Source organism: Alphaproteobacteria bacterium (assembly GCA_019746225.1).
Taxonomy (GTDB): Bacteria; Pseudomonadota; Alphaproteobacteria; order Paracaedibacterales; family VGCI01; genus VGCI01.
Genome location: JAIESE010000026.1, coordinates 67,194 through 81,099, shown reverse-complemented (window position 1 = coordinate 81,099; position 13,906 = coordinate 67,194). Strand labels below are relative to the sequence as shown.

The window sequence follows — 13,906 nt, the reverse complement described above, 5'->3', positions numbered from 1 at the left end:
ATGTTAGGGACTGGTTCTTGGAAAACCTTCTGGGCAGCCACTCCAAGTGCCGATGGGCTTTGTAATAGACAAGACATTCGGAACAATACAGGGTGAGAAATTCTGTACAAATCGTCTGTGGATACATGAACTTGTGCAGCTAATCGCCATAGAACCGCAATCTTAGAATCTGAAGCTAAGGATTTACAAGTTTGGGTTAACACCCCTATTTCAGGGGTTGAAAGAAACGAAGTGATATGAAGGATGTGTTCGAAATTTAATATCTTGAAAAAGCCTGATGAAGCAAGAGACGGGACTGCCTGTGTCTCTAATGGGTTTATTGAAATAGGAGCCCTGCCTTGCTTTAGAATTAAGGATCTATTACGATCCTCGAGTTCTCGAGGATCCATATCAGCTGAATACCCAACTGTGTGCAGCGTTAAAAATAAGAACAAGAAATTGATCCATTTCATCATTAGACTCCTTTGCAACAATATTTAATGATAGAACCTATTATTAAGGTTCTAGAATTTAAGGTGAAAGGTATTGTACATGCCTTACACTCAGATGCAATCCCGTAAAAATACTCTAGTTTGAACACGTAAAGCAGAGTTTTCATTTTGGTAAGATTAGATTGTGTGGGCGTCCAAAGTAGGGGGCTTGTGATTGACAGGCGATTAAAAGCATATAGTAAGGTAAAAACCCTATAAGCTATGCCATCTTAATGATGGAATATATCAAACTCTTCGCCCGCCGTGAGGTCCAGCTGCGTGCGATAGGGGAGAAACGAAAAGCAAGCTTGTGCCAGGTCCATTTGGTTTTCACGCATCAAAAGAGCATCCAATTGCGTTTTGAGGGCATGAAGATGCAAAACGTCCGTTGCGGCATAGCGCAGCTGGTCTTGAGAAAGCTCTTTGACACCCCAGTCGGAGGTTTGTTCTTGTTTGGAGATTTCGATTTTGAGAAGGTCTTTACACAAATCTTTCAAGCTATGTCGTTCTGTGAAGGTTCGAATCAGTTTGGAGGCAATCTTGGTGCAGTATATAGGCGTTGAAACAACCCCTATATAATAAGACAAGATCATCACGTCAAAGCGGGCGAAGTGAAAAAGCTTGGTGACCTTCGGGTCTGCCAGCAACTTCTTTAAATTATGGGCGCTTTCATAGTGTCTGTCCGGAAACTGCACTAAATGGCAAACCCCATCTCCAGAAGACAGTTGAACCAAGCATAGACGATCCCGATGGGGACGTAAGCCCATGGCTTCTGTATCAATCGCAACCAAGTTGCCTAAATCAACGTCTCCTGGCAAGTCGTTTTGGTGCAAGTGAATTTTCATCGGCTAAAGTCCTTTCCATATTGGATCATTCAAACAGAGGTCCATCGCGTATCAAACGGATGGTGCCCAGAAGAAGACTCGAACTTCCACGAGCTTTCGCCCACTAGCACCTGAAGCTAGCGCGTCTACCAATTCCGCCATCTGGGCTCATACGTTTTTCAAAAACATCGTATATCTTTTGATAAAAGGCTTAACCTTCCCTTGTCAAGAGATAACCGGTTACCAAATCCTCGAGGTGGTCTCCTAAAATGCGCATGTCTTCTGGTCGAGAAAGACGATGGTTTCCGGATTTTATGAGGGTGAGCGTGACATCAGGGCTGGTGACCAAGTCCATGATTTTGTGAGAGTAACTGGGGGGTACGGTGACATCCAGCATGCCATGAAGAAGACGAATGGGGATGGTGAGGGGGATGGGTTTATCAAGAAGAAGATGGGTGCGTCCGTCTTCAATGAGGTCCTTGGTAATCGTCCACCCTTGGTTGTTATGCTCCGTTGGAAGAATGGTCCAACCCTGATTCATCATTTCATCTTGCTGATTTTCTGTAAATTCTTCCCACATGAGCTCTTGGGTAAAGTCCGGTGCTGAGGCAATGCCGATCAATCCGACAACCCGTTGAGGGCGCTGGATAGCGGAATGGAGGGCGAGCCATCCCCCCATGCTGGATCCGACTAAAATCAGGGGACCGTCCGTGAGGGCATCAATAATGGCCAACGCGTCGGCCAACCATTGACTGATGGTGCCCTCCTCAAAGAGTCCGGAAGACTGGCCGTGCCCAGAATAGTCAAAGGTTAAGAAACCGTATCCTTCTTTTTTGCACAAAGCCTCTAAGTAGAGGACCTTGTCGCCGTTCATATCAGAGCGAAACCCATAGAGGTAAACGACGGTCGGGAAATTGGGGAGAGGGGGGTTATAGCGATAGGCTAACTGATGGGAGGGGACGCTTGTTTGGAAATAAGAAATAGAATCAGGCACTTAATGAGCTTTCATTGTCGTTCGGATGCCTGATTATAAAGCTTCTGTGGCAAGGGAGCAACATTAGCTTTGGTATCATTTTTACTAATAATTTATTTACAGATAATTTATTTAAAGTGTATGGATGTTCCGGTGAGTTTGGGCTAAAATGCGCTTAAAGTTCCAGTGGTATTAAAACAAATAAACAGGGATAAACCGTGAAAAAATTTCTAATAAGTGCATTCTGCTCAGCCGCAATGGTTGGCGGCACCATCGCATCAGCCTCAAGTCCAACTTCGGCTTCAGATCCAACATCAGCCCCAAGTTCTGCTTCGGCATCAGGCCCAAGCCCAGCTTTTAACGGGTTATATATTGGTTTTGGCATCACTTATTCTGAGGGGAATATCAATAACAAGGTCACCTATACTAATGGCACTCTCCGGGCTTCCTCCAAAGGGCCTGGTGTTAATGGACTTTTGGGCTATGGTGCCCTCTTGTGGGGTGGTTTGTACCTTGGTGCTGAAGTCGGATTTGGCTATGATGGTTCCCGTTTCAACAGCAAAAGCGCTGGTTCGGGCGCGGCTTATACCTGGAGATTCCACTCAAAATCCAACATAACGTCGAGCATTGCTGGGCGTTTAGGGTATGCCTATGAGAGTATTTTGCCCTATCTAAAGTTTGGTTTTGAGGGCCGCTCCGATGTTAAACTCAAGAATAGCAGTGGTAACAACGCGACATTTGGTGGAAAAGACATTACCTTAGGCCGCAATGGGTTTATCCTTGGGGGCGGAATTGACTACGCCCTCACCAACAATGTATTTGTAAGGGCGGAGTACACTCACAACTATGGAACCTCTTCCCGATATATATTTAACAATGGTTTGGTTGCTGATTTCCGAACCCCAACAAATACATTTCTCATCGGCGCTGGATATCGGTACTAATATCAAATCGTATACATGAAAAAAGGCCCATTTGGGCCTTTTTTTACTGAAAATCTTACCCTCTCAACGAATTGTTAACAAATTGAGGCTATTCTACCCTTGAAGTCGTTTACGTTAAGGGGACAAGGATTATGCATTTATATAAAGTTTTGCAAGGATTAGCTGTGTTAGTATTGATTGCTTCATTCCAAGAAGCATCTGCAACATCTCTTCGGGATTGGGAAGGCTCCCTCGAAGTTGAATCAGAAGAATCGATGCAAAAGGGACAAGGCGTTGGTGAGGAAGTGGCTCCAACGCTTGAAGAAACAGCTGTTATTGTCGATGTAAAGGCTCCTGAGTTGAAACGAAACGAAATAAAAGGTCCCCGCAAAGATTTGGCGATGGTTTCGATGCCCCAAAGCGTAGCCAGAGGCATTCAAGATGAGACGGCTGTAACTGGAGAAAATGCAAAAAAGAAACTCCCTCCTTGCGCTCATCACCCTAAGGAAGATCATTCACATTTTATGCAAGAACCTATTACGCCTCACCTTCTAACCGTTGGTACTCCCCATATGCCCGTGGAATTTGGGCGTTAGCCTTTTTAAGCTTCCGTCGCTTCAGCCAGTTTAACAGCTTGATCTTCTGTGGTGAGAGCATCAATCATTTCATCCAAAGCTTCGCCTTCCATGAATTGTTGAATTTTGTAAAGAGTGAGGTTGATACGATGATCGCTGACCCGCCCTTGAGGGAAGTTGTAGGTACGAATGCGCTCTGACCGATCACCTGAACCTACTTGGCTTTTCCGGCTGGCAGCGCGTTCCGCCGCCTTTTTCATGCGCTCAGACTCATAGAGCCGCGCGCGCAAAATCTTCATGGCTTTTGCCTTATTCTTATGCTGTGACCGTTCATCTTGTTGGCAAACGACAATGCCAGAAGGGGTATGGGTGATGCGAACGGCGCTATCGGTTGTATTGACGTGTTGTCCGCCGGCACCAGAAGCGCGATAGACATCAATCACGAGGTCTTTATCATCTATGTGAATATCCACGTCTTCAACTTCGGGAAGAACAGCGACTGTTGCGGCAGAGGTGTGAATGCGCCCGCTGGCTTCGGTTTCAGGGACGCGCTGAACGCGGTGAACCCCAGACTCATACTTCAGGCGGGCGTAAACGCCCTTTCCAGTAATGGAGGCGGAGGCTTCTCGAATGCCGCCAATGCCGGTTTCACTCATATCGAGGATTTCATATTTCCACCCTTTGACGGCCGCATAGCGCTGATACATACGTAAAAGAGCATTGGCAAAGAGCGCTGCTTCTTCACCGCCAGTACCGGCTCTCACTTCTAAAATGACGTTGCGTTCATCATCTTCATCTTTTGGAAGCAGTCGAATCTTAATGGAGAGTTCCAGCTCTGGCAGTTTTGTTTTTAGTTCTTGAAGTTCTTGTGAGGCAAAGTCTTTCATCTCTTTGTCCGTTGAGGGATCGCTCAAAAGTGCCTCGAGATTCGCAATTTCTTGCTCCGTGTCTTTCAGAAGGGATATGGCCTCAGCCACAGGGGTAAGGTCTGAATATTCCTTTGAGAGCCTTGCAAATTCTTGGGGATCGCTGACCGTGCTTGTGGCCAGAGCATCACGGAGCTCATTGTGGTGTTGGAGAAGACGTTCTAATTTTTGAGAAAAAGACACAAAGCTAAACCCTAATAATTATCGTTGTTTAAAAGTACTCATAAGATAGTCTTTCAGGGCCGAAAACGCTACCAGATTCTGCTCACCTGTATCTAAATTACGGACGGTTGCTTGGGAAGAGGCAATTTCATCTGTCCCAATTAAAATAGCGGCGCAGGCATTGACCTTGTCAGCGCGCTTTAATCGCTTTCCCACATTGCCGGAATAGGCGAATTCAACTATGATGCCGTCTTTCCGCAAATTCATAGCGAGTTGGAAGGACTGCGCCATCACGTCGTCGCCGACCGCAATAACAGCGATGGGGCGAGGTTGAGAGGGGGCTTTCTCGAGCATCAAAGCAATGCGGTCAATACCCATGGCCCATCCGACACCTGGTGTTTCGGGGCCACCCAATTGTGCGACGAGGCCATCATAGCGCCCCCCAGCGAGGAGTGCCCCTTGAGAACCTAGGTCCGTGGTGACAAACTCAAAGGCAGTATGGCAGTAATAATCTAGACCTCGAACCAAATGCGGGTTCCTCTTATAGGGAATGCCCAAATTCTCAAGACCTTCACAGACCTTCTTAAAAGCATCTTTAGACAAATCATTGAGGTAGGCATCAAATGCAGGTGCGTCTTTGATGAATTCCCGATCTTGAGGGTCTTTGGAATCCAAGATACGCAACGGATTTTTGGTCAAGCGCACTTGGCTATCGGCAGAAAGACGGCTGTGGTGCGGGGTGAAATAATCAACCAAAGCTTGCCGATAAGAGGTTCTGCTGGGGATATCTCCTAAGGTGTTTATCTCTAAGACGGAGCGATGTAAGACCTCGAGCTTCTCCAAAATCTCTGCCCCTAAAGCAATGGTTTCCACATCTACAAGAGGATCCGCGATGCCGATACATTCAACGCCGACTTGATGAAACTGCCGCGTACGGCCCTTTTGAGGGCGCTCATAGCGCATCATAGGACCATCATAGATCAGCTTCAAGGGCATGGATTGGGTGAGACTATTGGAAATAACCGCCCGCACAACGCCTGCCGTTCCTTCGGGGCGCAACGTAATGCTGTCGCCACCACGGTCATCAAAAGTATACATTTCCTTGCCAACAATGTCAGAGGTTTCCCCTATGGTGCGTTTGAAGACAGACGTATATTCAAATATAGGGGTCGCGATGGGCTCATAGCCATATTTTTGGGCAACAGCGTAAGAAACATCTTGAATCCATTGATGTTTACGATACTCATCGCCCAGCAAATCATGGGTGCCGCGGACGGGTTGGCTATTTTTTTCTGACATGACCGATAATCCTTCTGTTACCAAGGATCATAGCGGGTTTTGGGGGCGGGAATAAAGAGGAAAATCTAATTACTCCTCCTCTTCTTGTGCCTTTCTTTTTCTCCATTTTTTCCCCTTCCTTGTCTTTTCGGGCGTTTCGAGTTGGGAGGCAGGCGTGACTGAATACAAACAGATATCGACACCTTCCGGCGCCCAAGACATGGGGAGGTTATAGGTTTTGATGAGGGTGAATTGCTTATGTTCAGGTAAGGGGAGAACGCTGATCACTTTCACGGGATGGTCGAGAGCACTCAAACGATCCATCACCCCTTGAATGAGCTGGGGAGGAAATGTGAGTCCGGATACAAAACAAACGGTGGCATCTGACAGGTTGGCGATGTTGATATTTTGATTCAAGAATGTAAGCTCACGCGTATTCGAGATATGATCATCTGTTGCGGCTTGGGCGCGGGTGGTTTCTGCAATTTTGTGCCGGGTTGGGGAGAGTTCAATGCCAACACTGCGCTTCACAGGTGTTGTCATGTAGGCTTGCAGGACCAGTTTGCCGACGCCAGACCCAAGATCATAAAAAACATCTTGGCGAGAAAGATTTAAATCTTCCAAAATATGGGCGGCACTATCATAGGTAATTTCGCCATATTGAGCATGACCACCGGCGCTTTGGATAGATTCAGCTTCTTCTCGGGTGATGAGGTACCCCCCCTTATTCTCATAAATCATTTGTAAATAAGCCTTGGGGTCGGCCGGTTCTGCAAAAGTGGGGGGGCATAAGAGTGATAATAGAAGAGAAAATGCAAAAACAAGATTCATTGTGAGCGCCCAAATTTATTAACCATACAGATATTCTGGGAAGCTTTTGAGAAGATTGCAAGGGGGGATGGAAGGGGGAAGTTGTAAATTATTTCTTAAGAAACCTGGTCCCAATTTCCACTCAAAGATTGTTTCCAATAAACAACGGGGTGCCCTTGTTTGCGGTAGTGGTCACACCGTTCAAGGCCTGCGGCGAGGGAAGTTGGATCGTTACCATCAAAGATATCGACGCAGCGGGTGAAAGGGGATAAGTCTTCAACAGATTTTCCAGCAGTCAAAACCAGAATGGTAGCGTTGTTTTTATTGTCGGCATCAAGGCTGAGCCATATTGGATTGTCCGCCGGATCATGAAGCTTGTTTCCATCCATGCCATGGGGAAGAAACGCTAAGGAAGAATACGTCCAAAGAGAGGCATTTAAAGCCTGCATGCGCTCTTGCGTGTCTGTGAGGACGAGGGCGTGCAAGCCCCCATCATAAACTTTCTCCAATATCCGGGGGAGAACCTTTTCTAAAGGATGCGTGGTCAACTGATAGAGGGTTACCTCTGCTTTCTCATTTTTCATAATTCGTTTGGATCCAGTTGTTGAGAAGCCTCACACCAAATGCTGTTGCGCCTTTGACGCTTAAAGGGCGGCCCTTTTTGTCCCAAGCAGTTCCGGCAATGTCAAGATGCGCCCAGGGCACGTTGTTGACGAACCTTTGTAAAAACTGTGCTGCAGTTATACTACCAGCCCCACGGCCGGAGCCAATGTTTTGGACGTCCGCTACTGTTGAATCAATGTCCTTGTCATAGGCCTCTGTTAACGGGAGGCGCCAGAGCTTTTCACCGGTCGTGATTCCGGCTTCTTCAAGGCCTTTGGCCAATTTATCGTTGTTGGAAAAGAGGCCTGCGTGTTCGTTCCCAAGGCAAATAACTATGGCCCCCGTTAACGTTGCAAGGTCTACCATTGCTTGGGGTTTAAAACGATTTTGGGTGTACCATAAGGCATCCGCTAAAACTAAGCGACCTTCTGCATCGGTGTTTAAAACCTCAATGGTCTGTCCTGACATGGTTGTGACAACATCTCCCGGACGTTGAGCAGAACCGGATGGCATATTTTCGACCAACCCCATAACGCCGACAACGTTGACTTTGGCTTTACGTCCCGCAAGGGCGCGCATCAATCCGAGAACAACGCCGGACCCTGCCATGTCATATTTCATTTCATCCATATTTTGGGCTGGTTTGATGGAGATCCCGCCTGTGTCAAAGGTGACGCCCTTACCAACGATGGCCAACGGAGCCTGACTTTTGGGCCCCCCTTTCCAAGTCAATAGCACCATATAGGAATCGCGGATACTTCCCTGACCGACGCCAAGAATGGCACCCATGCCAAGCTTCTTCATTTGAGCTTCGTTTAAAAGCTCGACGCCGACGCCATGGGTTTTGAGTTCTTTGGCAATTTTTGCAAGGCTTTCTGGGTAAATGACATTCGGTGGCTCAGAGACCACATGTCGTGTCAAGAAAACACCTTCGGCAACTTGGTTCAGAGGCTCAAATGCCTTTTTTGCTGCCTTCGGTGACTTCGTCATAAAGGCAAGCGTCTTCAAATGAACCTTATTGGCATCCTTCTTCTTCGTTTGGTATTTGTCAAATTTCCAAGTGCGAAGGAGAGCGCCATAGGCTACATGAGCGGTTGCTGTGTCCTCATCTATTCCTTTTATTTTGAGGGGGGGTAATTGAATTGTTGCCGTTTTATCTTTACATTTTTCAAGAACAGGAATGATTCTGCCCCCCAATTCTTCAAGACCGAGTTGCGTTAGGTCTTTCTCTTTTCCAAGGCCGAACACGATAATTTCGCTGATCTTCACTCCAGCAGGGGCGATCAGACGAAAGGCGTCATCCTTTTTCCCCTTAAAGTCTTTGGTGGCGATGGCACGAGATATGGATCCACCCGACTTTTTGTCAACTTCCGCTGCAATGCCTTCCAATTTCTTTTCTTCAAAGAGTCCAAGAATCAGGGTTCCTTCAGCTGGAATGCCACGGTCTAGAAAATCAAATTTCATGTTATTCCCTCATCGATAAAATAGCCATCATACAACACCTATCTGATTCTATCCTGATTCGCAAGATGGAGGGAACAAGAAATAATTGTGATATTGTGATAACAGGTGAGATATATTAAATCGGATGAGTGTAAAAAAACCTTTCAATTTCTATTATTTTAGGCATTATAAAGAGCAAGGATGTCACACTAAATTGTTTAGGACTTGATTGTCTATGTTTCAAAGAGCTCTCTCAGTTCTTTTTTTTATTTTTCTCTATGGTGTTGGGAATGCAGAACAGCTGCCTCCCTCAAGTCGGCCTAATGTCTCTCAATCACAGGAATCTGAGTTTTCAAAAACACCAGAAGTTGATAACTTTGTTGTCGTGAAGAACGATGTTCTAGCGCCAGGAAGACCAAAAGAGAGGGATGTCAAATCTTTGGATAACCCAAAGGAGAACCCAGGGGATACCCCAGAGAATAAAGTGTCCCCCCTTGCAAGCTTAACTTCCGGGATAACGCCAGCTGCAGCTCTTGCTCTTGAGACGGCACCCACTGCTCCTCCTTCAGTTCTTACCCCAGTTTCTGCGCCTGGATTGCCTCCACAAGTTCCTAATCCTCCTCTGGCAACAGCGTCTGCTCCCCTACAAAAACCATGCGTGCCAACTGTTGAATTGCTGCCACATCGAGCAACCTATAGCATTACCCTTGATAAAAATTACTATGATCAAGATATAGCTGAGGCAAAGGGTCAAATGACGATTCAATTAGCCAAAGTCGGGGACGGATGGTCGATTGAGCAAAAATCAACTTTGCATATTTATTATAAAGACGAAACGGCCGAGCAGGTTATCACAACTTTGGCGACTTACGAGTCTCTTGATGGTTTGAAATATAATTTTAATGCGCGAACAGTGAGAGGGGACCAGGAAGATACGATCAGTGGAGAAGCCATTCTGGCCAGCAAGGGGGGCGCAGGGATTGTGACCTACCAAGAGCCAGACGAGTCTTCCATCCAATTGCCTATTGGGACGATCTTTCCCACCCAACACTTAATCTATATGCTTGAAGCGGCCTTTAGAGGGCAGAAAGTTGTCTCCAATATCGTGTTTGATGGTTCCAGCGAAACGCATGAACCCGTCCTTGTTGATACATTTCTAGGGGCCGGCACGGAGCCTAAGCTCGCTCTTACGAATAAGGATTTACTTCAATCCAGAAAAGTATGGCCTATGCGGATGGCCATTTATGCCGTTGATAGTAATGGACCTGAGGCGGATTATGAAATCTGCCAACATGTTCTTGACCATGGGGTCATTCGAGATATGACTCTGGATTATGGCACTTTTAAGGTAAAAGCCGTTTTAAATCAAGTTGAGGTGTTTTCTTAAGAGGGCTGGGGTTAAGGTTGAGCGTTTCTTTCCTGAGCAACAACAGACTTCGCTCGCACTGACGTTCTTTATAGTCTTATAAACTCTTTCATGTTGAATACAGGAATTAATTTATTTTGTCCCAAGCTCACATTATCAAACGATCCGTTGTCATCGCAGGGCACGCAACAAGCGTTTCTCTGGAGCCAGAATTTTGGGAAGCGTTGCGAGAAATTGCGGTCAGAGATCAGTTGTCCATCGCTGCCCTTATCCGTCAAATTGACCAGAGCCTTGGGCCTTCCGACCATCGGAACCTTTCCAGTGCGATTCGAGTGTACATTTTAGGCCGCCTCAAGCAAGAGTCACCTACTCTGTAGGTGATTCAATGGGGGGCAGAACTTTTGTCAGTGTATCTTGAAGTACGTTATATTTTAATGGTTTCGTTATTTTATAATGGGCTCCCAATTCCATCATACGATCATTGAGTTCCTCTTTATTTGAGAAAGCAACGAGAACGGAAGGGTTAATTGGGGTAATAAGGAGCGGGTCAAGATCTACACCGGGTTTCCCTTTTCTCATATTAGCAATTATCTTTTCTAATTTATAGATTTCCGTGACAACTTCATCTCCAGATATTAAGCCAAGGAGCTCGCCATCAATAAAAGTGAGAACTGGCGTGTGCACTGCATAGAGAAAGAGTCCATACTCACCGGTATCCGTAAACATAAGTTCATACTCACTGGAGTCCTGTCGAATGCGTAAAAAAAGACTTTGAAATACTCTTTGGATGACAAGGTCGTCTTCGATAATCAGAATGACTTTTCTAACAGAGGGTGTTGGAAGAGAGGTTTTGCGATTGGGTGATTTTCTAAGTTGGGAATCACCAGGGAAAGAAAAACCACGAACTCTTGTAGAAGGTACCTCTTTGCTGACGGGCATCTCTTCATCCAATTCCTTAGTATTAAGTGCTTTTTTCGAAGGGCCCACTTCATCATCGTTGCACATTTCTTTTTCTGAACCAAAGGATCCGAGTGATGAGAGAAAAAAGAAGGAGCAAGCCAAAATACAAAGTTGTCTAAAAGAAAAATGGCTTTGAAAAAAGTGTGTCATGAAAGGCATTCCTCTCATTTTATTTTAGCTAAATTTAGGCTCTTTCTTAAATAAACTCAACTTTAAAGGCAAGTCAACTTTAAAGAGATGGATGTGCTAATATTTTGTGAGGAGTGTAATTTTGCGATACCCATCAATTTGAATTTTCGCTACTCTTGGGGCAAAGAATGGAACTGAAGAAAAGGAAAGTCATATGTTGAAAGGGCTGAAAGCAGATATTATTGCAGGGTTTAGTGTATTTCTTCTTGCGCTACCCTTATGTTTGGGCATTGCACTGGCCAGCAATTTCCCCCCGATTGCAGGCATTTTCACCGCCATTATCGGCGGACTTCTTGCCTCCCTTACAGGCAGTGCAAGCTTGACGATTAAAGGCCCTGCTGCGGGATTAATTGTGATTGTGCTGGGCGCCGTTCAAGAACTTGGTCAAGGGGATATGGTTGTTGGCTATAAATTGACCCTTGCGGTTGGCGTTGTTGCTGCCATTATTCAAATTATTATTGCTTTAACGAGGAAAGCCGTTGTTGCGGAAATTATGCCGCCTGCGGTCATTCACGGGATGTTAGCGGCCATTGGCGTTATTATCATCTCAAAGCAGTCCTATGTTTTGGCGGGGATAAGTCCTAACGTGTCCGAACCTGTTCATCTTCTTCTCCAATTACCGGGGCAAATGATCAATCTCAATCCCATTGTTTTTGGGATAGGCGCCCTTGCGTTTGCGATTGTCACTCTTTGGCCGAAGATTAAGGCACTTTCGTTTATTCCTGCTTCCATCATTATTCTACTCTGTGTCATTTCCTTGTCTGTTTACTTTAATTTAAGTGATGATCACACTTACACATTTTTGGGGAACAGCTATGAGATGGGGACGAAGTTTCACATCAATTTGCCCTTGAATTTCTTTGATGCTATTCAATTTCCGGATTTTTCAAAAGTCTTTAGCCCGATTAGTTTGAAATATATTCTGATGTTTGCCCTTGTTGGATCTATCGAGTCATTGCTGACGGTTTGTGGTGTTGATTCCCTGGTGAAGGACCGAGAGCCGTCGGATCTGAACAAGGATCTACGGTCGGTGGGAATCGCAAATTTGGCCAGCGCATTGATTGGGGGTTTGCCCATGATATCGGAGATTGTGCGCAGCAAAGCCAACATTGACTATGGGGCAACATCCGTGAAAGCAAATTTCTTCCATGGCTTGTTTATGCTTCTCGCGGTGATTTTCTTTCCAAAAATTATCAATTTGATTCCCCTATCAGCCCTGGCAGCGCTTCTCATTTTTGTGGGTTTGAGGTTGGCGTCACCTCAGGGATTTGTGAACGCTTATCAAGTGGGTCATGATCAGCTTTTCGTCTTTGTTACAACCTTTGTTTTGACCATTACAACAGATCTCCTCATTGGTGTGACAGTTGGAGTTCTCTTGGAACTTCTAATCCACCGCCTGCGCGGTCATCCCTTTCGGAGCCTCTTTTCACCGATGATTACCTTTGATGAAAAAAAAGATCGAACAGTGGTCCATATTGATGGAGCTTTGACTTTTGTTGGATATTTAAAACTAAAGAACATCATTGAAAAGCTTGAAAGCAAAAATATTGTGGTGAGTCTGAAGGGGGTAACGTACATTGATCATACGGTGATGAAAAAGATCCACGCCTTTGGTCAGGATCGTCGCAAAATTACGATTGAAGAGAATCCAGAGCTTATTTCCGTTACAGATGATCCCTTTTCCCCAAGGCAAAAGCGTTAGGGTCCAGGAAGTTATTTTTTAAGGTCAGTCCAGTATCCAACCATCATAGGACACTTTCGGATATCCATCGAAAGGATCCTCCGCCCTTTTAAAACCAAGGCTCTGGATGAAAGCAATGCCCACCTTATTTAAGAGTCGAACGTTGGCAATGGCCGATGTTGATTGCGGGTACTGCTTCGCCACAAATTTCCGCAAATCCGCTGCGAGATGGGTCCCAATTTTCTGGCGCCCCTCTTGCGTGAATTGGGCCATCTGTCGGCAGTGGATTCTTTGTTGTGTATAGGGTTCGAAAATTACAGCCCCGACGATCTGACCCTCTCTTGTTGCAATCATCCAGTGTATAGGGGTCTTTTGCAGTAAAAAGCTTTTCAACTCTCCAATAAAGGTATCTTCTAACCATGTTCTTTTGTTGGGGTATTGTAAGCTAATCCTAAGGTCTTCTATTGGTATATCTCTATAGGCCTCGAGAAAGGAATCTACCATTTTATCGACGACAAGTTTAACTGTTTCTTGATCTTCTTTAGGTGATAGGAGGCGCGTTGTAATGGGAGCTGACTCTTGCTGATCTGGAACAGCCTCTTGCATAGCTTGGCCATGGGGGCAATAGAAAAACCACGAAAGGACGAGAATCAATTTAAATAAAGTCTTCTTCATTTTTTCCTCCAAAATTGGTTCCCCGATTTATATCAGAAACCTCAACCA

Annotated in this window: 14 protein-coding genes and 1 tRNA gene; 5 read left to right on the top strand and 10 right to left on the bottom strand. The window is 45.6% G+C overall.

The features are described from left to right. Positions 1-700: 700 nt before the first annotated feature. The 3 genes from K2Y18_05110 to K2Y18_05100 all read right to left on the bottom strand — a co-directional run bounded on the left by K2Y18_05110 (position 701) and on the right by K2Y18_05100 (position 2,168). Positions 701-1,315 (bottom strand): ribonuclease H-like domain-containing protein, encoded by a 615-nt coding sequence (locus K2Y18_05110; GenBank protein MBX9805118.1) that lies wholly within the window; start codon positions 1,313-1,315, stop codon positions 701-703. Positions 1,316-1,375: 60 nt separating this feature from the next. Further along, positions 1,376-1,462 (bottom strand) — tRNA-Leu (locus K2Y18_05105). A gap of 43 nt (positions 1,463-1,505) precedes the next feature. Then, positions 1,506-2,168 (bottom strand): lysophospholipase, encoded by a 663-nt coding sequence (locus K2Y18_05100; protein MBX9805117.1) that lies wholly within the window; start codon positions 2,166-2,168, stop codon positions 1,506-1,508. Between the two features lie 317 nt (positions 2,169-2,485). Here K2Y18_05100 and K2Y18_05095 point away from each other — a divergent pair, with 317 nt between their 5' ends. Together K2Y18_05095 and K2Y18_05090 are read left to right on the top strand one after the other, a co-directional pair. Beyond that, positions 2,486-3,211 carry an outer membrane beta-barrel protein gene (locus K2Y18_05095; protein ID MBX9805116.1) on the top strand — a complete coding sequence of 242 codons (726 nt, stop codon included), beginning with the start codon at positions 2,486-2,488 and terminating at the stop codon, positions 3,209-3,211. Between the two features lie 131 nt (positions 3,212-3,342). Next, on the top strand, positions 3,343-3,786 hold the full coding sequence (locus K2Y18_05090; GenBank protein ID MBX9805115.1) for a hypothetical protein: 444 nt from the start codon (positions 3,343-3,345) through the stop codon (positions 3,784-3,786). Between the two features lie 5 nt (positions 3,787-3,791). Here the strand turns inward: K2Y18_05090 and prfA are convergent, their stop codons facing one another. From prfA to K2Y18_05065, 5 genes are all read right to left on the bottom strand, one after another. Then, positions 3,792-4,874: a peptide chain release factor 1 gene (gene prfA, locus K2Y18_05085; GenBank protein ID MBX9805114.1), complete on the bottom strand. Its 1,083-nt coding sequence runs from the start codon at positions 4,872-4,874 to the stop codon at positions 3,792-3,794. Positions 4,875-4,892: 18 nt separating this feature from the next. Next, positions 4,893-6,152, bottom strand: a complete 1,260-nt coding sequence (hisS, locus tag K2Y18_05080; GenBank protein MBX9805113.1) for a histidine--tRNA ligase — start codon at positions 6,150-6,152, stop codon at positions 4,893-4,895. A 69-nt stretch (positions 6,153-6,221) separates the two neighbouring features. After that, positions 6,222-6,962, bottom strand: a complete 741-nt coding sequence (locus K2Y18_05075; GenBank protein ID MBX9805112.1) for a hypothetical protein — start codon at positions 6,960-6,962, stop codon at positions 6,222-6,224. A 95-nt stretch (positions 6,963-7,057) separates the two neighbouring features. Further along, entirely contained in the window at positions 7,058-7,525 is a 468-nt protein-coding gene (locus K2Y18_05070; protein MBX9805111.1) for a DNA polymerase III subunit chi, read from the bottom strand. Further along, on the bottom strand, positions 7,515-9,008 hold the full coding sequence (locus tag K2Y18_05065) for a leucyl aminopeptidase (GenBank protein MBX9805110.1): 1,494 nt from the start codon (positions 9,006-9,008) through the stop codon (positions 7,515-7,517). Before K2Y18_05065 ends, K2Y18_05070 begins: the two co-directional genes overlap by 11 nt. 214 nt (positions 9,009-9,222) lie before the next feature. On the opposite strand from K2Y18_05065, the gene K2Y18_05060 reads away from it, so the two are divergent. Both K2Y18_05060 and K2Y18_05055 read left to right on the top strand, forming a co-directional pair. Further along, positions 9,223-10,374: a DUF1849 family protein gene (locus K2Y18_05060; protein ID MBX9805109.1), complete on the top strand. Its 1,152-nt coding sequence runs from the start codon at positions 9,223-9,225 to the stop codon at positions 10,372-10,374. Positions 10,375-10,490: 116 nt separating this feature from the next. Further along, positions 10,491-10,730, top strand: coding sequence for a ribbon-helix-helix domain-containing protein (locus K2Y18_05055; protein ID MBX9805108.1), 240 nt, complete (start codon positions 10,491-10,493; stop codon positions 10,728-10,730). On the opposite strand, the gene K2Y18_05050 is transcribed toward K2Y18_05055, so the two are convergent. Beyond that, complete coding sequence (locus K2Y18_05050) at positions 10,720-11,463, bottom strand: hypothetical protein (protein MBX9805107.1); 744 nt, start codon at positions 11,461-11,463, stop codon at positions 10,720-10,722. The two genes, K2Y18_05055 and K2Y18_05050, sit on opposite strands and share 11 nt — an antisense overlap. A gap of 193 nt (positions 11,464-11,656) precedes the next feature. On the opposite strand from K2Y18_05050, the gene K2Y18_05045 reads away from it, so the two are divergent. Beyond that, positions 11,657-13,204 (top strand): SulP family inorganic anion transporter, encoded by a 1,548-nt coding sequence (locus K2Y18_05045; GenBank protein ID MBX9805106.1) that lies wholly within the window; start codon positions 11,657-11,659, stop codon positions 13,202-13,204. Between the two features lie 24 nt (positions 13,205-13,228). Here the strand turns inward: K2Y18_05045 and K2Y18_05040 are convergent, their stop codons facing one another. Further along, complete coding sequence (locus K2Y18_05040; protein MBX9805105.1) at positions 13,229-13,858, bottom strand: hypothetical protein; 630 nt, start codon at positions 13,856-13,858, stop codon at positions 13,229-13,231. Positions 13,859-13,906 lie beyond the last annotated feature (48 nt).